Genomic DNA, 22,975 nt, shown 5'->3' on the forward strand with positions numbered 1-22,975 from the left:
GGCCGCCTCTACCGGCGCCCCGAGAGTGGCCACGATCATCGGCTGAGCCGACGGAGCAGCGCGGTCGGGCACGTGCGCGAGATCCAGTCCTTTCCGCCCACAAATGTTAGCGACTAACATTTAGCCGTGCCCACACCCCGCACCCTCCGCACCCGGGCCCGCATCCTCGACGCCGCGCTCGACCTCTTCGATCGCCAGGGCTACGACGCCACCACGGTGAACCAGATAGCCGACGCCGCGGGCATCACGCCCATGACGTTCTTCCGGCACTTCCCTACCAAGGACGCCGTGCTGGTCACCGACCCGTACGACCCCCTCATCGCCGAGGCCGTCGGCGCCCAGCCCGCGGGCCTCCCGCCCCTGGAGCGCACCCGCCTCGGCCTGCTCGCCGCGCTCGGCGACATCACGCCCACCGAGGACGCGACGGCGAGACGCCGCGTGGCGCTCGTCGCCCGGTCCTCGTCGCTGCGCGCCGCCGTATCGTGCGGCACCGAGGCCACCCAGGAGGCGATAGTCGACCGGCTCGTGGCCGACGGCGTCGACCCGCTGGACGCCGCCATCGCCGTCTCCGCCTGCCTGGCCGCCACCACCACAGCCCTCCTGGCCTGGAGCTCCGCGCCCGACGACGTCACGCTCGCCCAGCTCGTCCGCCGCGCCCTCGCGCAGCTCGCCTTGGCAGGAGCCACACCATGACCACGCCGACCCTCGTGCTCGACGACGTGTCCCACACCTTCGGCAGCCGGGTCGCCCTCGACCACCTCACGCTCACGGTCCGACCGGGCCGGGTCACGGCCTTGATCGGCCTCAACGGCGCAGGCAAGACGACGGCTCTGCGCGCGCTCTCCGGCCGCCTGCGTCCCACGCGGGGCATGGCCCGGGTCCTCGGGCACGACCCGGCCGACCTGCCTGCCGACGTCGCGGCCCGGTTCGGTTCGGCTGTCGAGGCCGCCTTGGTGTATCCCGAGCTGACCGTCACCGAGAACCTCTGGTGTGCCGCCCGGCTCCACGGCATGCCCAGGCGAGCCGCCGCGCCAGAGGCTGGCGCCGCCGTCGGACACATGGGGCTCGACCCATGGCGGCACGCACGGGCCCGAACCCTCTCAATGGGCAACCGTCAGCGCCTGGGGATCGCCTGCGCGACCCTCCATCGGCCGACCGCGCTGATCCTCGACGAGCCGACCAGCGCGCTGGACCCGCAGGGTGTCGTCCTGGTTCGCGAGCTGGTCCGCGGCCTGGCCGACGCCGGCGCCGCGGTCCTCGTCTCGAGCCATCACCTCGACGAGGTCGCGCGCATCGCCGACGAGATCGTCGTCCTGCACGGCGGACGCGCCGTCGGGCGGCTGGAGCCGGGCGGCACGGACCTGGAGCAGCGGTTCTTCGCCATGGTGCTCGACGCCGACGTCCGCGAGGCCGACACGGAGGCCCAGGTATGAGCCCCGCAGCTGCGCTTCGCACCGCCCTGGCAGTCGAAGCCCTCAAGCTCCGCCGCTCCGTCGTCGCGCGCATCGCTACGGTGCTGCTCGTCGTTCTCGTGCCGCTCGCGAGCGTGGGGGCGGTGGCGCTCGCCCGGTCACCCCGGGCCGCCGGCCCGACGGCGGCCAAGCTCGCGGCCTACGCGACCGGCGACCTCGCCACCACCCACCTGATGGTGTGCGCCCAGGTTCTGTCGGTCGCAGCGCTGGCCGCCGCCGGGTTCTTCGTCGCGTGGTCGTTCGGGCGCGAGCTCGAGAGCGGGACCGCGGGCGCGATGTTCGGCCTCGCCGTGCCACGCGGCACGATCGCCCTGGCGAAGTGCCTCGTCACGCTGGCCTGGATCGCGGCCTGCGTGGTGCTGACCGTGGCCGTGACGCTCGCCGCCTCGGCGGTCGTCACCATGAGCTCCGGTGAGCCCTTCGACGGGGCATGGGCCCACGTCGGGACCGCCCTGGCCGCGGGGCTCCTCGGCGGCGGCCTGGCACTGCCCTTCGCCTGGCTCGCGACCGTGACGCGCAGCCAGCTCGGCACCGTCGGCGGGCTGGTCGGCGTCGTCGCACTGACCCAGATCGTGGTGCTGCTCGGCGGCGGGTCGTGGTTCCCCTACGCCGCGCCATCCCTGTGGACAGGCATGGGCGGCGCCGACGCCGCGGCCGCGATCGGCCTGCCCAACCTGCTGGTCGCGGCGGCCGTCGCCCCGCTCGCCGTCGCTGCCGTCGTCCGGGCCTGGCGACACCTCACGAACGTATGAGGCACCGGCTCGAGGTGGCTGCACTGTTCCTACGGGAACCCGCCCCAGGGGTGCTCGACGGGTAGGTCAGTGGTTCTCGCGGTCCTTGGCGTCACCGATGTAGCCCTCGACCTCGTCGTCCACACCGTCGAGATTCATGTCCGTAGCGCGCGCACGTCGCGCGTCCCAGCGCAGCGAGAGACCGCCGAGGATCGCCGCGAGGACCGAGGCGCCGAGGATCGCGATCTTGGCGCCGTCGGCGTGCTCTGCGTCGCCGAACGAGAGCTCGCTGATGAGCAGGGACACGGTGAACCCGATGCCCGCGAGGAACCCGACGGGCAGCAGGTCGCGCACGCCGATGCCCGCGGGCAGGCGCAGCGGGGTCAGGCGCGTGACCAGGGCCGTGGCGCCGAGCACGCCGACGAGCTTGCCCAGCACGAGCCCAGCGGTGATCGCCAGGACCACCGGCTGCCCGATCAGGGCACCGGGTCCGTCTCCGTCAACCAGGGAGACGCCCGCGGCGAAGAACGCGAACACGGGCAGCGCGAGTCCCTGCGAGAAGGGACGGACCGCGTGCTCGAACGTGTGGGTACGGGACTCTGGCTCGCCGCGCATCGCGATCGCCGGGACGGTGAAGCCGAGCAGTACGCCGGCGACGGTCGCGTGCACACCCGAGGCGTGCATCAGCGTCCACGCAACCACGGCGAGCGGCAGCAGGACGAACCAGCGCGGGGCACGGGAACGGACGTGCCAGGCGAACAGCACCACGCACACCAGCGCACCGGCCAGCGACCACCAGTGGATCGCCTCGGTGTAGAAGACGGCGATCACGATGATCGCCAGCAGGTCGTCCACCACGGCGAGCGTGAGCAGGAACGTCCGGATCGCGACCGGGAGGCCGCGGCCGAAGATCGCCAGGACACCGAGGGCGAACGCGATGTCGGTGGCCGTGGGGATGGCCCAGCCGTGCAGAGCACCCGGGTCGCCCATCGTGAGCAGCACGCCGGCGTAGACCAGGGCGGGTACAGCCATGCCGCCCACAGCGGCGATCATCGGGACGCCCGCTTCCTTCGGGTTGCGCAGGCTCCCAGCCATGAACTCGTGCTTGAGCTCGACGCCGACCACGAAGAAGAAGATCGCGAGCAGCCCGTCAGCTGCCCAGGTGCTCAGAGACAGATCGAGGTGGACGGGGATCGGCCCGATGGCGGCCGGGCCGACCACCGTCGCGGACAGCGACGCGTATGCCTCGCGCCAGGGGGAGTTGGCCCAGAGCAGGGCCAGGAGCGCCGCCCCGATCAGGAGCGCACCCCCGGTGGTTTCGCGGGAGACCCAGGCGCGCAGTCGCTGGGGGAACGGGAGGGTGGAGGTGGTGCGTGGCACGGAGGTCCTCTCGGGGCCGGTGGGGTCGTCCTAGCAGGACCGGCCCTCGGCCGGTCCACGCCGACCAGACTTCCCGGCACACCCTGCGCTCTATCCTACCCGTCTGCTCGGTCGAACGGTCTGCTCGAAGTGGCCTTCATGAGGTGAGCTGGAGTCGGCGCTGGAGCAGCGCGGAGACCGGGCGATAGGAGGCGAACCGCAGCGGCAGGTCGCGCAGCCAGAGCCGGAACGGGTCGGCGGGGGCGTACAGACCCTTGACCTGCCGGCCGAGCCTCTGCTTGCGCTCGGCCTCGGGACGAATCTCGGCCTCCCACTCGCGCAGGGCCGTCGGAAGGTCGTCCGCGTGCCGCTCGAGCGCCGCGCCCAGGGCGTCGGCCCCCGCGACGGCCAGCGAGGAGCCGTAGCCGGCGAAGAGCGTGACGCACCACGCGGCGTCGCCCAGCAGGACCACCCTGCCGCGGCTCCAGCCGTCGGCGACCATCTGGCTGACGGTGTCGAAGTACACCGACTCGGCGCCCGGCAGCTGGGTGAGCACCTGCGGCGCCACCCAGCCCATGTCGCCGTACGCACGCGGCAGCGCGACCCGCGGCCCGTCCGCGAGCTCGGCCATGGGCCGCTCGGTGCGGTAGCCGAAGAACGCCACCGCGCGGTCCCCGCCGAGGCTGACGACCGCCAGCGTCCGCCCGGTGTCGGTGAGCGAGGCAGTCACGCCCGGCTCGACGCCGTCGGGCAGCGTGTCGAGCATGAACACGCCGGCCATGTGGTTCAGGTCCAGGCGCATGTAATCCTCCGGCCCGAACACGAGGCGCCGGGTCGCCGAGTGCAGCCCGTCCGCGCCGACGAGCAGGTCGGCCCGCTCGACGGTGCCGTCGCCGAGCGTGACGTCCACGCCGTCCGCGTCCTGCTCGACGCCGACGATGCTCGTGCCGAACCGGATCTCTACCGTGTTCGGCGTCCTGCCCGTCACCGCCGCGTACAGCACGTCCTCGATGTCACCGCGCAGGATGTTCAGCGCCCGGTCCCCCGCCAGCGCCCGGACGGTGGGTCCCGGCACCGAGAACCTGGTGCGGCCGTCCGGCCGCATGTAGTCCATCCGGTCGGGAGTGATGTGCCGCTCAACGAGCTCGGGCAGGATGCCCATCCGCTCGGCCGCGTCGTACCCCAGGCCCGCGAAGGCGACCGCGTACCCGCTCGACCGGCGCGCCGGCGCGCGTTCGGCCACCAGGACTTCCCAGCCCGCCTGGTGCAGCCGCAGTGCGGCGCCCAGCCCGGCGATGCCCGCGCCGATGACGACGGCGCGGCGGCGGTGCGTGCTCATGTCAGGTCTCCTTGGTGAGTGGTCAGACCTGTCGCCACGATGTCGACGAGCAGGTCCAGGGTCTTGCGGTAGGTGTCGGCGTCTCCGGCTGCGATGTGCGCGGCGTTGAAGGGCATGAGCAGTACTGACTGCAGGACCCCCACCACGACGTCCGGGTTGTCGCCGACCAGGTCGCCGCGCCGTTGCCGGTCGGTCACGTACGCCAAGAGTGCGGTGGACGGGTTGTTGTCGCCCATCTCGGCGATCCGTTGCGGGTCGAGCCGTGTCGCGACCGCCGTCATCTCCTCCGGATGGGTCACCAGGCGGCGCCACAGCGGGTTGCTGTCGAGCACGTCGAGCGTCGCGTGCAGGAACCGGCGCAGCCCCTCGCGGGCGTCGTCGGTGGACAGCAGCGCCTTGTCGATGACCTGGGCCTTGACCTGCCCCGCTTCGTCCAGCATGAGCTGCAGGTAGAGCGCTTCCTTGGAGTCGAAGAACTGGTAGAAGGTGCTCTTCACGATCCCGGCCGGAGCGACCAGCTCGTCCAGCGCCGTCTTGCGCAGACCCTGCCTGGTGAACAGGTCCCGGCCCGCTGCCAGCAGCGCCCGGCTGATCCGGTCGCGCTCCTGCGTCGTGAATCCTCGTGGCACGGTCGGCCTCCTCTCGCTTGCGATCATGAAAACACAATCGGCAGTTTGTTTTCAAGAGCCGCCGCCCGGTCCGTGAGAGCGCTCTGAAAACATGCAGGTCCGATTGTTTTGACGCGGTCCGGTGCGGAGGTCTACTGTCACTACTGGTGTGCCGGGAAGCCTGGTCGGCGTTCATTTCGTCGACCCTGAAGGAGCTTTCCGATGAAGGCACTGATCATGACCCTGGGCACCCGCGGGGACGTGCAGCCGTTCGTCGCACTGGCGCGGGCGCTGGGCGCCGCCGGCCACGAGGCCGTGCTGTGCGCGCCGCACCGCTTCGCCGAGCTCGCCACCGGGAACGGCGTGACGTTCGCGGGGGTCGACGACGGGCCGCTGCGACAGCTCGACACGCCGGCCGAGGCCGATGAGGCGTTCGGGGGCGGCGTGCGGACGCGGCTGCGGCAGATCCGCGAGATGCCGTCGATGTTCGACCAGGTCCTGGCCGACTCCTGGCAGGTCGCCGTCCACGGCGCCGGTAAGGGGGCGGACGTCGTGGTCCACAACGGGCAGATCCTGGCCGGCCAGCACGTCGCCGAAGCGCTCGGGATCCCGGCCGTCCTGGGACTGCCCCTGCCGATGTACGTTCCCACGCGCGAGTACCCGTGGCCGGGGCAGTCGCTGCCCTTCGGGCTCCCCGGCTGGCTGAACCGGGTCACGTTCGCCGGGATGCGGCTGCCCGCGTCGATGTTCGGCCGGGTGATCGACCGGTGGCGTCGGGACACGCTGGGCCTGCCGACCAGGCCAGGCCGGCACGACCCGACGGTGCGGCCCGACGGCGGCCCGGCCCCGGTCCTGCACGCCTACAGCCCGTCCGTGCTGCCGCGGCCGGCGGACTGGCCCGCGGGGGCCGAGGTCACCGGGTACTGGTTTCTCCCGCCCGAGCCCTCGCTCCCGACCGACGTCGAGGAGTTCCTGGCCGCCGGCCTTGTTCCGCTGTTCGCCGGGTTCGGCTCGATGTCGGGCCCGGACGCGCGGACGCGCACCCGGGCGGTGGTCGAGGCCGCGGCCCTGACCGGCAACCGGCTCGTGCTGGCCACCGGCTGGGGCGGGCTCGACGCCGGGGCGGCCACCGCCGCGGCGTCGGACCTCGGTGTGGAGCTGCTCGTGGTGGGTGACGTGGACTACCAGACGCTGTTCCCGCGGATGGCCGCGATCGTGCACCACGGCGGAGCCGGCACAACGGGCACCGCGTTCACGGCGGGGCGACCGCAGGTCGTGTGCCCGTTCGTGGCCGACCAGCCCTTCTGGGGACGCGTGACCCATGCGCGCGGCGTCGGCCCGGAGCCCTTGTCCCAGCGCAAGCTCACCGGGCCCGCGCTGGCCGACCGGATCACTGAGGCGTGCGAACCGGCGACTGCGGCCGCGGCGTCGAGGCTTGGGGGCCGCATCGTCCGGGAGCGGGGCCTGGACCGGGCAGTGGCCCTCGTCGAGCGCGCGGCCGAGACTGGTCGATGATCCCCACACGAGACGCCCACGCCCTATCGAAAGGTCCCACCATGATCACGACGACGGCAGCTGACGGCAGCGGCGTGCGTGCGTACGACGAAGGGCAGGGTCCGGTGATCCTGCTCCTGCACGGCGGAATGGACGACGGGGAGTCGTGGGCAAGGGTCGCTGCCCGGCTCCGGTCGCGATTCAGGGTGCTGCGACTGCACCGCCGGCAGTACCGGCTGGACCTCAAGACGGGCGAAGCGTGCACGATGGCTGAGGAAGTGGAGCATGTCCGCGCCGTGGTGAATCTGATCGACGAGCCGATGCTGATCGTCGGGCACTCGTCCGGTGGGGTGCTGGCGTTGGAGTCGCTGGTCGCGTTGCCCGGGGCATTTGCCGGTGCCGTGCTTCATGAGCCGCCCTGTGTCATCGGACCGCCGCTCGGCGGAGAGGCGCTGACGCGGGCACGGGCCGCCATGGCTGCCGGAAGGCCGAGCCGGGCGCTGGCGATCTTCCTGCGCGACATCGTGCGGACTCCGGCGTGGGCCGCCTGGATGTCGGGGGCCTTCGTCTCTCTGGTGCCTCGGCTGGGCCGGCTCGTCCCGCACCAGCTCGACGACTGCGCGGCCATCGACGAGGTGGGCCTCCGGCTGGACGCGTACTCGCGAATCGACGTGCCCGTCGTCCTGCTCGGCGGCGAACGGAGCCCGGCGCACCTGGGCGAACGGCTGGATGCGCTGGAACGCGCCATGCCGAACACTGAACGCGTGCGGCTGCGCCGGCAAGGCCACGCGGCGAACAACCTCGCACCGGTCCAGGTGGCCGAGATCATCGCCGAGCTCGGTGACGAGGTGCTGCGAGATCCGTCACGGCGGAAGTAGGTGACCGCTGCTCGGGACCGCGGCCCGGAACGTGCGGCCCGCCATCATCGAGCGCGCGGTCGAGGTTGACCCATTGCCGCCGCCGAAGTGCCCACGCTTGATCTCGGACTTTGGTTGCCGTCCGTCGCGGCCACTGTCGTAGGCCGGGCCGTAGTCGGCTGTCTCGATGCTCAGGCCGAAGTGGCTGCAGAGTGCCTTGGCGGTGATCGTTCAGTCGAGCGCGTGGGGTCCCGTCTCGTCGTTGTCGGCTCGTTGGAGCCGTCGTTCGGCTTGTCGCTTCTTGTCGGCGATGTGCCGCAGGTTCTCCTGGAGCGCGGAGACTTCGCCGAGCCATTGCAGTCGGTGGGCTTCTTCGAGCCGTTCGTGGGTGTTGCGTTCGATCTGGAGTAGGCGTGGCATCTGGGCGGGGGCCATGCGGAGCATGGGGCAGCGGACGCAGGCGTGTTCGTGCTGGCAGGGTGTTCCGTAGGGGCGTTCGCAGGTGCCGAGTGCGACTTTGCGGAGGCTGAAGTGGTCGCGGAACTCGTTCCACTCGGCGTCGCTGGGTTCGCGGTATTCCTCGCTCGGGCGACGCATGCGGCGTTCGTCGACGAAGGCTCGGTAGCGGCTGATGACTTCTTCGGGGTAGACCGCGACGTAGCCCTGGGTGGTGTTCAGGTCCAGGTGGCCGAGCAGTTTCGCGGCGATGTGGATGGGTAGTCCGCCGTTGACGACCTCGGTGGAGAACACGCGGCGGAAGTCGTGCGGAGTGAACCGCAGTGGTGTTCCGTCGATGTCGCGCAGATCGGCGCGCCCTGCCACCTTGCGCAGCAGCGAGCGGATGCGCTCGGTTGAGATGACCTGGCGCTGGTAGTGGACGACGTGCTGGAACAGGTGCGGCAGGGGCGGGCCGAAGATCTGTTCGTGCTCGTCGAAGCGCTGGACCAGTGGGACGCGTCCCTCGTCGTCCTTGACCCGGCGGATGATCTTCGCCAGCACGGAAACGAGATCCGGGTCGGCGGGGATGACGCGTTCGGCGTCGGTCTTGGATGGGCTGATCTGGAGCAGGGGCACCATCTCGCCGGTGGGCGCCTGGTACTGGCGCAGGCCCACGTGCGTCAGCTCCAGGAGTTCCTCGACCCGGACGCCGGTTCGGCGCAGGACCTCGATCGTGGCCCAGGTCCAGAACGCGTCGGTGTCACGTTGCGCGACGTCGAACCGGGGGCCGGGTTCGTCGTCGAGTGCGACGGCGTTGATCTTCCAGGTGGTCTTGGTGCGCTGGTAGCGGCGCCCGTCGACGGTGATCTCGGCTTCGGGTTCGGTGTTCTGCATCGCGACCAGGAGCCGGCCGGTGTGCTCGAGCTCGGCCTGAGCGGTGGCGATCAGTCGCGGCAGGACCGGGACCAGGGTGCGGGTGCGTTGCTGCATGCGTGCCTTGAGGAGGCGGTCCGCCTTGGCCTGGCCTCGGAGGTCGGCCTCGGTGATCGGGCTCGGAGCGGCCCACTCGGCCCAGCGGGCTGGGTCTTGTAGAGCCCACTGCTGCAGGTCGAGGTAGAGGGCGCGGACCACGAGCAGGATGAGGTGGGTGCCCTTGCGCGGGCTGCCGTCGGGCAGGGTTCGCAGGCGTTCCTTCCATCCTTGGACGGCCTGGTCGGACAGCCGTAGGGAGTTGATCCCGGGGTGGTGGCGCTCCAGGTCGCACCAGAACAGGTCGGCAAGGAGCTGGACCTGGCTGCTCAGGCTGCTGTAGTCCAGGACTGTCGAGCGTTCCACGAGGTAGTGCACGAGCAGGTTGCGGATCCCGGTGTCGACGATCGGGTAGCGGTCGACGAGCTCGGGAACCGAGAGCTGGCCCCGGGCGATGGCTTGCCGCAGGGTCGGGGGCTGGCCGGCGAGTCCGCCGATCGCCTGCAGTGCCTCGTAGGCCAGGGGCAGCCCGGTGCAGGGGCGTCCCGAGGCGAGCCGCGCGGCCCGGTAGGAGTTGAAGTCGGCCGTATCGATGTCTCGCGGCGACTTGCCGGTGACGATCGTGATGTGTGTCAGCAGGGTCAGCGCGTAGGCGCTGTAGTTGCCTGTGTCCGCGCGAGCTATGTGAGGCTCGATCGCAGCGAAGACGGCGGCGTGGTTGTGCTGGCGGAACTGGGAGTAGACCCCGAGCAGGCGGCTGGCGGAGAACCACGCGTAGGTGGGCCGGATCGCGCGCAGCACGATCAGCATCCTGATGCCTGAGGTCAGCGAATGCCGATGCTTTGGTGGGACGTCCGGGAGCCACCGGTGACCGTACTGGTCGGAACCGCTGTGCAGCCACCGATCCTGCCAGTCCTCACCGGCGAAGGCCTCCAGCCAGTCCAGGGCACGACTCAGCGCCAGGACGTGCCCCGCACGTTGCCGGGAGGAGGACCGGCGGTCCAGCAGCCCCTCGGCCAGGCGAACCAGCTCTTGCCGCGTTGCTCCCTCCTGGCCCGGCAATGCCGGGGCGTAGGCGGGAGCAGCCGGGGCGGTGAGCACGCCGGGCTCCCGGGGGCTGATCGGAGTCACGCGGGTCGTTTGCCCGTGTCGCCCGACCATCAGTCCGCCCCGAACACGTCGGACAGGTCCTGCTCGTCATAGGTCCAGCCTGCGAGCGGACGCGGCGTAGGCCGCGGGCGGGTGTAGTGCTCATGGACCTTGGCGATCACCTCGTCGACGCGAGGCCGCAGGTAGCGGCCCGTGGTCGTGATCTGCCGGTGCCGCAAGACCTGCTGGACATCGACGAGAGTGACCTGCGGATCGGCGATCAACCGAAGCCCGAGAGTGTGGCGCAGATCGTGCAGCGTGACGTTCGCGCCGATCGACTCATTGATGCGCCGGAGCAGCGCGCGCACCGCGGTGTAGGTCAGCGGTCGCAACGGGTTGCGTCGGGTCCACCACAGCGGCTCGTCGGGCTCGGGCCGGTGTCCCTCACCCGCGAGCTCGCCGAGGTAGAGAGCGAGCCACGTGAAGGCCTCCGGCGCTGCCGGGCACGCCTGCTTGATCCCGCCGAGGCCCTTGGTCGCCACGTAGATGCGCCCCTCGCCCGGGTGAGCGTCGCCGACCGTCATGCCCAGCAGCTCCGAGGCCCGGGCACCGCTGGACAGGTACATGCTGAACAGGGCCCTGTCCCTGTTGCAGCCGAGCCGGGAGAACAAGTCGTCCAGGACGTCGTCGGGCACCGCACGCGGCGGGAGCTCCGGCTGCTTCTGGCGGTAGCTTCCGCGCTTGCGCAACGCGAACGGCTCCATCGGGTTGTGATGGGAGTGGACCCGCCCGCCGCGACGAGACTGCGCCGGGACCGGCGAGACGATAGGCCCCCTGCCGGTCCGGACGTGGAAGGCGTAGAACGCCGCGACGACCGACAACGCATGGTTGATCGTGGCAGGCGCATAACCCGCGGACAGCGACGGCTTGCCGGTCCGCACGTTGATCGCCCCCGGCGCCGGCGCGTCAGGCCGGGACCGTGCCCTCGCCGGGTTGACGCTCGTGCGAAGCCACAGCACGAAGTCACGGACCTCTACGCGCTGCGCACGGTTCCACGGCACATCTACTGCGGCCAGGAACCGGAACCAGCGCAGCAGATCGTACGCGTACGACCGGCACGACGACGTCCCGTTCCCGCACGCCAGCAGCTCGCGCAGGAACTCGCTGACCGGCTCGATCGCCACGCCCATGCCGTCGACCACGACCCACGGCAGATCTGCCGCGCTAGTCGGCCGGACCGCGCCGCTGCGTGCCACGACGAGCCCCGCGACCGAACGACCGCCACCCTCACCATCTACGTCCAGTGCCATCGATGCCGCTCCTCATGATCGATCCAGAGGGCATCAGCGTCAGCGCCGCCATCACGCGTTGCCGGGACGACACGCCAGTAGTGCGGTCAACAAGACAGGCTGGGAATCTGCGCCAGGCTCGGGTTGAGCCCGGGATGCGGGTTCTGGAGATCGGCTCAGGCGGCCCGAACGCGGCGATGCTCGCGCACCTGGTCGGCCCGGACGGTGAGGTGGTCACCGTGGACATCGACGAGTCGGTCACCGCTCGTACCACGGCGGGGCTCGAACGTCTTGGCCTCAGCGACCGGGTCGAGGTCATCACGGCCGACGCCGGCCGGCATCTTGGTCGTGGGGTCTTCGACCGGATCATGGTCACCGTCTCGCCGTGGACCATCCCGAAGGTCTGGCTGGAACAGCTGGCGCCCGACGGTGTCCTGGTCGTGCCGTTACAGATCGCCCCGGGTCTGCAACGCATCGTCGGGTTCCGCTATCAGGACGGACACCTGATCTCGGAGTCGACAGTGCCCGGTGGGTTCGTGCCCCTGCAGGGCACTGACCGGTACGAGCCGTCGTCGATCGAGCTGACAGGGCCATCTGGCAAGCCGGTCACGTTCCGGTTCGCCGACCAGATCCCTGACGACTTCGCGGTCACCGACGATGTCCTGGCTCCCGGGCACGTGGAAGCGTGGTCCGGCGTTATCTACGCCAGCGGCACGATCTGGCTAGACCTTCTGACCTGGATGCTCATCCAGCCTGGTGGATGTGCCATGGAGGCAGAAGATCCGACCGACCGCGGTGCAGAGAAGTCGTTCTACCCGGCCATCACCGAGCAGGGTTCCTTTGCCGCCCTGGCGTGGCGCCCGTTGGGCGACGGTAACGACCTAGAGATCGGTGCGGTCGGCAAGGGGCCTGCTGCGGGTGCTCTCACCACACGTCTGGCCGAGGCCGTACGGACCTACGGCGCCGACCACCGCGGAAGCGATCCGGTGTTCCAATGGTGGCCGGAAGACGAGTCGCCGGACATCGCTCCGGACGCGAGAGCTCTGCCGCGTCCCCACGGAACGCTGACGATCAACTGGCCACCCGCCGAGCGCAGATGACGACCACGACGGCCTACCTCGGGCTCACCGACGGGCCAAGTCCTGCAATGGAGAGCTGATATCGGCGAGCTTGCTTGGCTCAGTTGAGTTCCGGGCGTACCTTGAAGTACGTGTGTTCGAACTAAGCAACCAGGAGGTGAGGGGTCATGTCTGCACCGGCTGCCGTCAAGTACGAGATGACTCACACCATGGGATCGGCCCTGCTGCCCAGCACAAGCATGCCCGCATACCTGAGCCGGAGCCCCAGCCTCCCGACCGCACCAGCGGCGCCGACCGCGGCGGCTCGACCGATGTTCGAGGCCGGGCCCACCACAGTGGCGGCCCGCTGGATGTGCCGGCGCGGCAACCGCCGATGGGGACTCCCGCTGGCGATCATTGCTGCCCTTGGCTACGCGGGTGCTGCGTCGTTCTTCTATGAGGTGCACCACATGGTCACCTGGGTCTTCGTCGTGCTGTTCGCGTATAACGCCCTGAAGTTCGCGCTGGTCGCCGGGTGGCTCGCGCTCGTCGGACTCGGAAGCCTTTTGCGTACGGCGTTCAGCCCCCGCCTGCGCCGAGGTCGATAGCCAGCCTTCTTGGCAGGAGCAGCACTGACGCGCGGATGGGTAGTTGATCAGGGCAGTGGGCTTGCGCGCTGGGCGCGCTGGACGAAATGGCGGTCCGCTCGCTGCCTGGCAGCACCTGGGAGTGGTGGCCTCGTCTCGGTCGGACCACAGGCGCGCGGGATCACCACCCTCGTCGTCATGCTCGGCCCGCGCGTGTCACTGGGCGGCGCATCATGGGACTCGGTCAGTTCGCAAGAGAGGGCACCAGCATGAAGGTTGTGGTCACGATCGACACCGCCAGGGCCGTGCGCGGTGAGGAGTCGTCCCAGGCGCACGAGATCGAGGCGGAAGCTGAGACCTACGAGGCCGCCCGCGACGACCTGTACGCCAAGATCCCCGAGGGATGGACGATCATCGGCGGTATCGGGGTGCCCGACCGCGCCGACATCTACCGTCAGACTCACTGATCCGCCCACGACTCCCGCACCACTAGTTCGACACCTCAACAGACCTTAATGTGGAACCTGTGTTCGAATCGGAGGCAGGTGGCGGTGCCGACTCTCTTGGGCGGGCTCGCGCTGCGCTACGCATCGCCGAGCGGCGCGTCGGTGTCCAGCACCGCGACCAGGTCATCCCACTCGCCCCGCCTGAGCCCGATCCACTGACCGAGCTCCTGCCTGACGGTGACCTTCCTCGAGGCGCCACCCTGATCGTCCGCGATTCTGCGAGCCTGTTGGGTTGGCTCCTGGGTGTCACCCAGGGCGATCGCTGGGTGGCACTGGTCGGCTGGCCGGCGCTGGGCCTAGTGGCACTGAGCGAGGCCGGAGTCGACTTAGAGCATGTCGTTGCTGTGCCCGACGTCCGTGGGATTGCCGCTCAGGTCCTGGCCGCACTCGGTGACGGATTTGAGATCGTCGTCGTCGGCCCGAAGGTTCTACTGACGGCGGGCGAGCGGCGTCGACTCCTTGCTCGAGCACGCCAGCGAGGCACGGCGATCATCACACCGCAGGCGTGGGAAGGGGCGGTCGCGATGCTCGACGTCGAGCGCACGCGATGGTCCGGCCCCGACCGGGGCGGGGGCTGGATCCGTGAGGCGCAACTGACCGTGACCCGTCGCTCCCGTGTCGACGGTGCGGGATCGCGGTTCGACGTGACTCGGCAAGGCGCACGGGCGCCCACCGTGACGGCGCCACGAATCGCGACAGTGCGCCGCACGAGCTGAGGGCCTCGGCCCGCGATCGCCGACTGAACTTGCTGTATTCAAGCGGCATCACCCACCTCTCGCGCATCGCCCCTTACTCCCCACTCTCACGCCCCTCGCTCTCCTTGCCCCACCCCCTTACCCCCCACCCTCACGCCCCCTCACCCTCACGCCCCCTCACCCTCACGCCCCCTCACCCTCATCCTCGCCCTCCTCGCCTCACCCCACCCCCGCCCTTTCACACCGATTGCATTCAGGGATCTCTAGATGTCTCTGGTAATGCCCAGATAGGCTCTAGCTTCCTGTTTGACTCGCTTTCGCGCTTCTTCCCATGACTCTTCGGCCGCAGTGACTTCATTGACGACGGCGGAGATTGCAGCCTCGTTTTCGGTAAGGATCCTGATGAGGGCAGCCGTGTCGATTGGGGGGCTTATCACGACCCCACCGCTGCCAGCTCCCGCCGTGCAGTGCTCGATCAGGGGGTCCCTCCGAAGGATCCCGGCAATCTTCTGCCGCGCGCTCGTTCCGTCCGGCAGTTGTCCCTCCGGTCCGATCGGGAGCCTGACAGCGATGTAGTCCGACCCGCGGACGGCCTCGACGAACCACTTGGGCGAGTCAGTCCATTGCTCCAGGGCAGTCGTGAAATCGGTCGATGCGCGGGCCGTCGTCTCGGCCTGCATCACGACGGCGGCTCGTTGCTGGGCCAGTCTCGCCTCGGTTTCCTTGAGTACCTTGTCAAGGTCGTCGAGCGCCTGAGGCACTGTGGTGTCTGAGTCGATCAGGATGCGCGCGGTCCCGTCATCGTTGATTCGCCATATCTTGGCTCCGAGTGCAGAAGACCTCGACAACTGTCCGTTAGCGGTTGCCTGCCACTCGTCGTAGTCGGAATCACTAGGAACGTCACCGATGCGCACTGTGACCGATACTTCGCTCGGCTTGGATGGCGGGACATCGACGATCTCCACTATGCGGGCGGTTTGGCCGGAATCCGTCCGAACGAGGCGTCGAGCACGGACGTTCCTTGCGTGACGGTCTGGCACCCATGTGGTTGTCGCCTCCTCGAAGCCGATCACCCAGTTCGTTACGAAAGCGAGAGCGCGCGAACCATCGTCGGCGTCCAAGAGATCGAAATGCTCGTGGAGGATGTGCAAGAACCAGGCGGCCTCGGCGACGTCTGACGCGAAGGCGGCGAGAGCCACAAGACGTGCGACATCATCGAGCTCTCGTCTGACCTCATCCACGGGCTCGTTTGCGAGGATCGGTCGGAATCCTCGAGTTCGGGGCGGTCGGTGAAGCTCGTTCCACCGACGTTCGGAGGTCCCTAGGATCGCTGCACACTTTTCCACGCACACGCCAGCCCGACCTGCATCGAGATCCGCTGCCGCTTCTTCGAGCGCTACGCGAAGGTCCGGGTCGCGGACCACGTCAGTTAGCACAATCCGGTCGATGTCAGCATCGAACTGCGCATCGACCAAACTTCGGACGTATGACGCAGTGCCGCGGGACCATTTCGGGATGTCGTCGCGATCAGGTCCCAAGCCCTCGTGCTGGGCGTTGTTTCGCGAGCGGTGCAGCTGGCGCACTTCAGCGAGTCCCCGGGGGCGCCATATCGGCCCGAGGTCAGCCTTGACGTTGTCGATCATCTCGCGGAGCCCGTCGTTACGCCCCACCTTGACCCCACGCGTCATGGCCACGAGATGCGTCACGCGTTCGACCACCCCATCTAGCAGCACCACGGCCGTGGTGCGTTGAAGGTTCGTTGCGAATGCGGCGTATTGGGTTGCCTCGGTCAGCATGTTCCGCACCACGAGTAGCTGGCGAGCGTCTTCGGCAGAGAGTCCCGACATGTCACCGATCATTTCAGTCCGGGCTGTCTTTTTACGGGCGCACCACGCGGTCCCGGATCCCTCGGCACACCTACTTTCTGGGGAGGTGCGCCGATGTGACTATGTCCATCCGCAAGGTCTCGGCAGGAGACGGCTACGCCTACCTCCTGCGTTCTGTCGTTCGTGGGGACGGAGATCGTTCGGCGCCGGATCGGGTGACGCGGTACTACCTGGAGGCGGGTACGCCGCCGGGGTTCTGGCTCGGCTCCGGCCTGGAGGCTCTGGACCCGGCGCTCGCCGTGGCTGCTCTGGTGGGCGCTCAAGGTGGTGGGACGCCCGACGTGGTCGGCCTCGCAGACGGTGATGTGGTGACCGAAGAGCAACTCAAGCTCCTTCTCGGAGCTGGCCGCCACCCCATAACCGGTGTGCGGCTGGGACGGGACTACCGGGCCTACAAGCCCGTCGCGGAGCGGATCGAGGAACGGATCGCGAAGCTCGACCGCTGGCTGACCGACGACGAGCGCGTGATCGAGACAGCAGCGATCGAGTCCGAGGAGCACCGCGCTGGTGACCGGCATGCCGTGGCTGGGTTCGACTTGACGTTCTCCGTGCCGAAGTCGGTGAGCGTGTTGTGGGCGTTGGCGGATGCGAACACCCAGGCGCGGATCGTCGAGGCACACCACGCCGCAGTCCGCGAGACCCTGGACCTGCTCGAACGACACGTCGCCGCGACACGGGTCGGCAAGGACGGCATCGCGCAGGTCGACGTCGAGGGCGTGATCGCTGCGGCGTTCGACCACTGGGACTCCCGGGCCAACGACCCCCAGCTACACACCCACGTCGTGGTCTCCAACAAGGTCAAGACGCTCCTCGACGGCAACTGGCGAACGCTGGACGGTCAGCCGTTGTTCGCGGCGGCGGTCGCGCTGTCAGCGCACTACGACGCGGTCCTACGCGACCGCCTTACCGGAACCTTCGGCCTGGTCTGGGAACGCCGGCAGCGCGCGGTCGACCGGAACCCGCAGTGGGAGATCGACGGCGTCGGCGAGGACCTGATCGCCGAGTTCTCCACCCGGTCCACCCAGATCAATGCCGCGACCGACGTCCTCATCACGGAGTACATCGCCCGGCACGGGCGCCGCCCCTCCAAGACGATGGTCGGGCAGCTACGGGCCCAGGCCACGCTGGCTACCCGCCCCGAGAAGACCCTGCACTCCTTGCACGACCTGACCACCACGTGGCGCCGCCGTGCAGCACGGCTCCTACCCGGTCTCGATGGGGGAGACCCGGTCGCGTTCGCCCGCCGCCTGACCACTACCGGTACCGCCCGCACCCACACCGCCGACCAGGTGCCCGACGATGCCCTGGCCAAGGCTGCTGCAAGCACGCTGGCAGCCGTGTCCGACAGCAAGGCGACCTGGACGCACTGGAACCTGTGGGCAGAAGCCTCCCGCCAGACCACCGGCTGGCGCCTCACCTCCGTCGCTGACCGGGAACAGCTCACCGCCCGGATCGTCGCCCTGGCCGAGGCTGGGTCCATCCCGCTCACCCCGGGCGAGCTCGCGCCGACACCGGCCACGCTGCGGCGCCCCGACGGCACCACAATGCTGCGACCCAAGCACCACACTGTGTTCAGCAGCACCGCAGTCTGGGACGCCGAGCAGCACCTCCTGGACCTGGCCGACGACACCACCGCACCGACCCTGCACCCCGGCGACGTCGCCGCCGACCGCCCGCGCCGAGGCCGGACCCTCAGCCGCGAGCAGGCTTCTGCCGTTGAACAGATCGCGGCCTCCGCCCGGACGGTAGACGTGCTCGTCGGGCCAGCAGGCGCAGGCAAGACCACCACCATGCGCGCCCTCGTCCAGGCTTGGACCCTCCAGTACGGGCGCGGCAGCGTGGTCGGGCTGGCGCCCTCGGCCGCCGCCGCGAAGGTCCTCGCGCACGACGTCGAACTGCGCGCCGAGACCACAGCGAAGTGGCTCCACGACCACACAACCAAACGCTGGCACCACGCCGAACTCCACCCCGGGCAGCTCGTGATCGTCGACGAAGCCACCCTCGCTGGCACTCACACCCTCAACGCCCTCGCCACCGCCGCCAAGCGCGCGGGGGCGAAGCTGCTCCTAGTCGGCGACCCCGCCCAGCTCCAAGCCGTCGAAGCCAGCGGAGCCTTCGCCATGCTCATCGACGCCCGCACCGACCCACCACGCCTGCTCGAGCTGCACCGCTTCACCCACGCCTGGGAGAAGACCGCCTCCCTCGCACTGCGCGACGGGCGGCCCGAAGCTGTGCCCGCCTACCACGACAACGGACGCCTCCACGACGGCACCACGGAGGAGATGGCCGACGCCGCCTATACCGCCTGGCACCACGACCACACCACGGGCCAAGCCACGGTCCTCGTGGCGGACACGAACGCCGCGGTTGCCGAGCTGAACCGGCGCGCTCGCGCCGACCGTATCCTGGCCGGCAAGGTCGACCCCCGTCGCGCCGTGGCCCTGGCGGACGGGACCGAAGCGTCCGAAGGCGACCTCGTAATCACCCGTCGCAACCGCCGCAACCTGGTCACGGTCCGAGGAGGGTTCGTGCGCAACGGTGACCGCTGGCAGATCACACACACCCGCCGCGACGGCACCGTCGAAGCCCGCCGGCTTCTGTCTGGACGTCGCGGAAGCCAAGCGCCGACACGACTCGGGTCCAGCGTGATCCTGCCCGCCCGGTACGTCGCTGAGCACCTCGACCTCGGGTACGCCGTCACCGCCCACCGCGCCCAGGGCATCACCGTCGACACCGCCCACGTCCTGGTCACCGCCAGAACGATCCGGGAGAACCTGTACGTCGCCCTGACCCGCGGCCGGCACGCCAACCACGCCTACGTCGCCACCGACCAGCCCGACGACGACCACACCCCACCCGCCGAGAACCTAACCGCCCGCGGCATCCTCTACCGGATCTTGGCCCGCCCCGGCGCAGAGCTCTCCGCACACGAAACGCACGATGCCGAGCACGACAAGTGGGCCGGGCTCAACCAGCTGATCGCCGAATACGAGCACATCGCCGACGTCGCCCAACGACCACGCTGGACCCACCTGGTCACCACCACGCTCACCACTGCAGGCAGGCTCACCCCCGCCGAAGCCACCTCAGCGGTCACGACCGACGCGTTCGGCCCGCTGTGCCGAGCCCTGCGCCGCGCCGAAGCGCTCGGACACGACGTCGAGACCCTCCTGACACAGATCGCGGCCCAGCGTGGCCTGCTGATCGCCGACGACGCGTGCGCCATGCTCGGCGCCCGCCTGACCCGAGCGACCAGGAAACCCGGGGCCAGGGACATGCACTTCGTTGCCGACAACGTCCCCGAAGCGCTCGGCCCGATGACCCAGGACGAGCGCGCGGCGCTGGCGGAACGAGCACGTCTGATCGCAGCCCTTGCCGAGCGCACTGACGGTGACGACCGTGCACTGTCGAACGCCCGGAGCCTGGAGCCGAATCACCTGGTGCCGGCACGATCCAGGCATCGAGATACCGCCCCGCTTCGTCCGTAGGAGACCAGAGGCGCCACCCTGAGGCCCTGACCTGGCCTCACCGCATCGTCATATTCGGGGCCGCAGCTGTACCGGGGCTGCGCCGGTCGGCCCGGTGAACAGGCCACGAAGGCTGCTGGCAGCGGCCTGACGGGCCTGGATGTCGTGTGGGTCGGCCAGCAGGGCGCCGGCCAGGATCAGTGCTGGCGCTGCCGCCTGTTGGTCATCGGCCGAGCCGGTATGAAGCCGGTGAAGCGCACTGTAGGACAGCGCCGCAGCCTCGTCGACGGGTCGGTCTGCGCTTAGACAGCGGATCATGATGACGACGACCGCGAGAGGAGCAAACGGGATCAACAAGAAGGGGAACGACGAGGAGAGCGCTGCCTTGACCGTCACGGATGTGGTGTGGTTGCCGAAGAAGCCCTCAAGAAGCGGATCGTCTTCGGAAGACCTGGCACGTTCCTGTGCGACCGCCAACCGCCACGACAGCGCTACCGGGATCGCGACGGTCATAAACGTGATCATGAGCAAGGTCCAGCCTCCGCCTTGGAGGGCGGCCAGGGTGAGGATTACGCACGCGGCCTCTGAGCCGGTGCTTTGGGTCCCGGCGTAGACCGTTGCGGCTAGGCCGGCGCCGACTGCGAGAACGACGACGAGTCCGGCGCGTTCTGGGTGACTGAGCCAGGACGCGGTGCCACTGATCCACGCGGGAGGTGTGATCGTGAGCGTCTCCAGCAGGCGGGTCATGCCGTCGAGCGGTGACCTCGGACGAGTCGACGTGAGCTGTGCCCACCAGAACCAGCCGCTGGCGAGGCTGTAGACGAACCCGGCCAGGACCCGATCCCACGAAACTCCGAACGGCCTCTCGACGAGCTCCTTGATATCCGTCAAGGACATCCCTGCCACCATGCCTTTCCCCTCGCCACATGATCAACCCTCCGGCCTCCTATGGGCCGGGCGGGCGCCGCGAACCGTACCGGCAGTCACCGACAACGACGGCAGTCGAGGAGGCCTCAAAGGGTTGGCGCGCCCTGCCTGGGCTGCAGAAGTAATGAGCGGTGGGGCTCGACCCGGGGGTGTCGGTGTCGAGTGCTTCACTGACGCCATGGTCGATTTCCCACACCCTCCTGAAGATCCGAACTCCGTGTTCGGCGTCGACCGGAAAGCGGTGACCCTTGCTGTGCCCGCCCTGGATTGGGGGGACTTGCCTGCGCACCGGCGGATGAACGTCTTGTGGGAACGGACCGCCGCCGAGCCGCACTTTCGGCAGGGTGACCTGCCCTGCAGCGTCGGCCGGTGGACCGGCCGATACCCCGCTTCGGACACGATGACGATGCTGGGTTCCGACGGCCGCTACCACCTCGTTCAAGCGGGATCGACGGTGCCCTGCGGTGATCACGAGCACAGTCAGCGGATCATCTGGGCGACGAACGGGACGTCGTACCGGATCCAAATGCCCTACAAGGAGATGGAGAAGTGGGAGTCCGGCCACGACTACATCGACTGGACGGTAGAGGTGAGTGGAGAGGCGAAGCTGCCTGCCCACGTCGCCGGCGTTGAGCGTTGCCCAGTCCTAGCCGACTACTGGCCACGGCCCGTAGATAACACGCGGATCGGGCGCATCCGCGAGCGATTGACGACCGAGTTTGGGCCTGGCTGCGCGTGCTGCCAGACGGCGATCGCATTCGCTGTGGATCATGACCCGGTGACCGGACTCGTGCGCGGCTATCTGTGCCGTGACTGCAACACCCGCGTCGGAGGGTGTTTGCACGCCTCAGGATGCGGCTTCGCCGACTACCTCAACGAGCCGCCGGCTCGTGTGCTAGGCCTGGTCTACCCGCGGACGCCGACACCACGCGAGAAGGCACGCTTACGACAGGTGCAGGAGTTCGCATACGCAACCCCCGGGCTCGCGGACGCTGGCTAGCGTCGCGGTCGACATCGTTGCTTCGACAGCCCGGCGGCGCCGCGATCGGCCTCGATGCAGGTCTGGAACGTTCGTGCGGTCACCGGTCATGCTTCCGCAGACAGGTCGAGGACGCCCTGCGCCAAGCGTTGAGCGATCGCCTCGCATTGTTCCTCGCGCTTCTCGATGAGCACTGCCCGGCGCCCGGTGTGGCGGGCGGCTACGGCGGCCGAGCCTGATCCAGCGAACGGGTCCAGGACGATCCCGCCGGGCGGGACGCTGTACGTGATCAGCAGTTCGAGCACACCAACGGGCTTCTGCGTCGGGTTGGTCGACACGCTTGTGACGTCCTTCGGCGCGTGAAGCACCGACTCGACCAAGCGGGCACCGGTGTCCTGCCATGTGGAGGGCCCGTACGCGGAGTGCGTCGACGGGCCGGGATGGCGCGACGACCGGCCGCCGCGGGCCCGGCCCATGAGCTGGACGCGCGGCGTCTCGTGATAGATGTCCCGCCAGGGACCGCGATACCAGTGCAGGACATGTTCGTGCACCCGACGGAACCTGTCTGTCGCGGGACTGGTGCCGCGGCCCTTGTTCCAGACGACGTCCTGGGACATGCGCCATCCGGCGAAGTCGTCGAAGTGGTCCAGGAACATCCGCATAGACCCGAAGCACCACATCGACGAGGTGTGTCCGGCCACGAGCTGGGGCCATCCGTTCGGGTAGATGTCCCAGTCCAAGGAGGTCTCGCCGTAGGGCGGGTCGGTTACGACAGCGTCGAGCGTGCCGAGCGTGGGCAGGATCTCGATCGCGTCGCCGAGATACAGGGTGACGTCCTGGTCGCTGAAGTAGGGCTTCATGATCGACCTCGCGACGTGACGTCCAGTGGGAACACGCTGGCGTCGTTCATGCGCCGTCGGATGATGTCGGGTGGGCCGCTCCAGGCAGACCGTTGCTGTTCAGACCAGGTGCGTGTTCGATTCCGGGCATCGTCTCCGTCGTTGTTCGTCATGCCACTCAGGTGTTCCATCAGCCCCCGGCTGACTCTCGTCGACCGATGGAGGTGGCTGTGAACGACATCCCGCTGTGCGTTGGATCCGCCAAGGAGCTCGCCGAGACAACGGCAAAAGTGGTCATTGAGTCTCGAGGCGTCGCCGTTCCAAGCAACGCCAGCTACCGCGAGCGGGCCGGGCGTGTGATGGTCAGCTTCCGTCCGACTGTGCCC

At 69.2% G+C, this 22,975-nt stretch carries 19 protein-coding genes; 11 read left to right on the forward strand and 8 right to left on the reverse strand.

The genetic code is table 11. The features are described from left to right. Positions 1-126 precede the first annotated feature (126 nt). From ACFT2C_RS05580 to ACFT2C_RS05590, 3 genes are read left to right on the forward strand one after another with little or no spacing between them, the layout of a single operon-like run. Positions 127-693 carry a TetR/AcrR family transcriptional regulator gene (locus ACFT2C_RS05580; RefSeq protein WP_377206018.1) on the forward strand — a complete coding sequence of 189 codons (567 nt, stop codon included), beginning with the start codon at positions 127-129 and terminating at the stop codon, positions 691-693. Further along, on the forward strand, positions 690-1,433 hold the full coding sequence (locus tag ACFT2C_RS05585) for an ABC transporter ATP-binding protein (protein WP_377206019.1): 744 nt from the start codon (positions 690-692) through the stop codon (positions 1,431-1,433). Before ACFT2C_RS05580 ends, ACFT2C_RS05585 begins: the two co-directional genes overlap by 4 nt. Further along, the gene (locus tag ACFT2C_RS05590) at positions 1,430-2,224 is read left to right on the forward strand and encodes an ABC transporter permease (protein ID WP_377206020.1); all 795 of its coding nucleotides are present in this window, start codon (positions 1,430-1,432) and stop codon (positions 2,222-2,224) included. Before ACFT2C_RS05585 ends, ACFT2C_RS05590 begins: the two co-directional genes overlap by 4 nt. A 66-nt stretch (positions 2,225-2,290) precedes the next feature. On the opposite strand, the gene nhaA is transcribed toward ACFT2C_RS05590, so the two are convergent. The 3 genes from nhaA to ACFT2C_RS05605 form a co-directional block, all read right to left on the reverse strand. Beyond that, a complete protein-coding gene (gene nhaA / locus ACFT2C_RS05595) occupies positions 2,291-3,583 on the reverse strand; it encodes a Na+/H+ antiporter NhaA (RefSeq protein ID WP_377206021.1) in 1,293 nt (430 codons plus the stop codon). Positions 3,584-3,719: 136 nt separating this feature from the next. Next, a complete protein-coding gene (locus ACFT2C_RS05600) occupies positions 3,720-4,901 on the reverse strand; it encodes an FAD-dependent oxidoreductase (RefSeq protein WP_377206022.1) in 1,182 nt (393 codons plus the stop codon). Then, the gene (locus tag ACFT2C_RS05605; protein ID WP_377206023.1) at positions 4,898-5,530 is read right to left on the reverse strand and encodes a TetR/AcrR family transcriptional regulator; all 633 of its coding nucleotides are present in this window, start codon (positions 5,528-5,530) and stop codon (positions 4,898-4,900) included. Before ACFT2C_RS05605 ends, ACFT2C_RS05600 begins: the two co-directional genes overlap by 4 nt. Before the next feature lie 201 nt (positions 5,531-5,731). Between ACFT2C_RS05605 and ACFT2C_RS05610 the strand changes: the two genes are divergently transcribed. Then, the gene (locus ACFT2C_RS05610; RefSeq protein ID WP_377206024.1) at positions 5,732-7,024 is read left to right on the forward strand and encodes a glycosyltransferase; all 1,293 of its coding nucleotides are present in this window, start codon (positions 5,732-5,734) and stop codon (positions 7,022-7,024) included. 41 nt (positions 7,025-7,065) lie between these two features. Beyond that, on the forward strand, positions 7,066-7,881 hold the full coding sequence (locus tag ACFT2C_RS05615) for an alpha/beta fold hydrolase (RefSeq protein ID WP_377206025.1): 816 nt from the start codon (positions 7,066-7,068) through the stop codon (positions 7,879-7,881). 210 nt (positions 7,882-8,091) lie between these two features. On the opposite strand, the gene ACFT2C_RS05620 is transcribed toward ACFT2C_RS05615, so the two are convergent. After that, positions 8,092-10,398: a tyrosine-type recombinase/integrase gene (locus ACFT2C_RS05620; RefSeq protein ID WP_377206026.1), complete on the reverse strand. Its 2,307-nt coding sequence runs from the start codon at positions 10,396-10,398 to the stop codon at positions 8,092-8,094. 29 nt (positions 10,399-10,427) lie between these two features. Then, positions 10,428-11,666, reverse strand: a complete 1,239-nt coding sequence (locus ACFT2C_RS05625; RefSeq protein WP_377206027.1) for a tyrosine-type recombinase/integrase — start codon at positions 11,664-11,666, stop codon at positions 10,428-10,430. A 2-nt stretch (positions 11,667-11,668) separates the two neighbouring features. Here ACFT2C_RS05625 and ACFT2C_RS05630 point away from each other — a divergent pair, with 2 nt between their 5' ends. The 4 genes from ACFT2C_RS05630 (at position 11,669) to ACFT2C_RS05645 (ending at position 14,512) form a co-directional block, all read left to right on the forward strand. Further along, positions 11,669-12,745 (forward strand): hypothetical protein, encoded by a 1,077-nt coding sequence (locus ACFT2C_RS05630; RefSeq protein ID WP_377206028.1) that lies wholly within the window; start codon positions 11,669-11,671, stop codon positions 12,743-12,745. A gap of 146 nt (positions 12,746-12,891) precedes the next feature. Beyond that, positions 12,892-13,311, forward strand: a complete 420-nt coding sequence (locus tag ACFT2C_RS05635; protein WP_377206029.1) for a hypothetical protein — start codon at positions 12,892-12,894, stop codon at positions 13,309-13,311. Between the two features lie 248 nt (positions 13,312-13,559). Beyond that, positions 13,560-13,757 (forward strand): hypothetical protein, encoded by a 198-nt coding sequence (locus ACFT2C_RS05640; RefSeq protein ID WP_377206030.1) that lies wholly within the window; start codon positions 13,560-13,562, stop codon positions 13,755-13,757. Positions 13,758-13,816: 59 nt separating this feature from the next. Next, positions 13,817-14,512, forward strand: coding sequence for a hypothetical protein (locus tag ACFT2C_RS05645; protein WP_377206031.1), 696 nt, complete (start codon positions 13,817-13,819; stop codon positions 14,510-14,512). Positions 14,513-14,754: 242 nt separating this feature from the next. Here the strand turns inward: ACFT2C_RS05645 and ACFT2C_RS05650 are convergent, their stop codons facing one another. Continuing rightward, the gene (locus tag ACFT2C_RS05650) at positions 14,755-16,338 is read right to left on the reverse strand and encodes a hypothetical protein (protein WP_377206032.1); all 1,584 of its coding nucleotides are present in this window, start codon (positions 16,336-16,338) and stop codon (positions 14,755-14,757) included. Between the two features lie 101 nt (positions 16,339-16,439). Between ACFT2C_RS05650 and mobF the strand changes: the two genes are divergently transcribed. Further along, a complete protein-coding gene (gene mobF / locus ACFT2C_RS05655; protein WP_377206076.1) occupies positions 16,440-19,865 on the forward strand; it encodes a MobF family relaxase in 3,426 nt (1,141 codons plus the stop codon). Positions 19,866-19,913: 48 nt separating this feature from the next. Here mobF and ACFT2C_RS05660 read toward each other — a convergent pair whose 3' ends face one another. After that, positions 19,914-20,735: a hypothetical protein gene (locus ACFT2C_RS05660; protein WP_377206033.1), complete on the reverse strand. Its 822-nt coding sequence runs from the start codon at positions 20,733-20,735 to the stop codon at positions 19,914-19,916. Between the two features lie 214 nt (positions 20,736-20,949). Here ACFT2C_RS05660 and ACFT2C_RS05665 point away from each other — a divergent pair, with 214 nt between their 5' ends. Next, positions 20,950-21,771: an endonuclease domain-containing protein gene (locus ACFT2C_RS05665; RefSeq protein ID WP_377206034.1), complete on the forward strand. Its 822-nt coding sequence runs from the start codon at positions 20,950-20,952 to the stop codon at positions 21,769-21,771. Positions 21,772-21,857: 86 nt separating this feature from the next. On the opposite strand, the gene ACFT2C_RS05670 is transcribed toward ACFT2C_RS05665, so the two are convergent. Continuing rightward, positions 21,858-22,610: a DNA-methyltransferase gene (locus ACFT2C_RS05670; protein WP_377206035.1), complete on the reverse strand. Its 753-nt coding sequence runs from the start codon at positions 22,608-22,610 to the stop codon at positions 21,858-21,860. Positions 22,611-22,975: the final 365 nt, after the last annotated feature.

The organism is Promicromonospora sp. NPDC057138, assembly GCF_042670845.1.
In the GTDB taxonomy this organism is placed as follows: Bacteria; Actinomycetota; Actinomycetes; order Actinomycetales; family Cellulomonadaceae; genus Promicromonospora.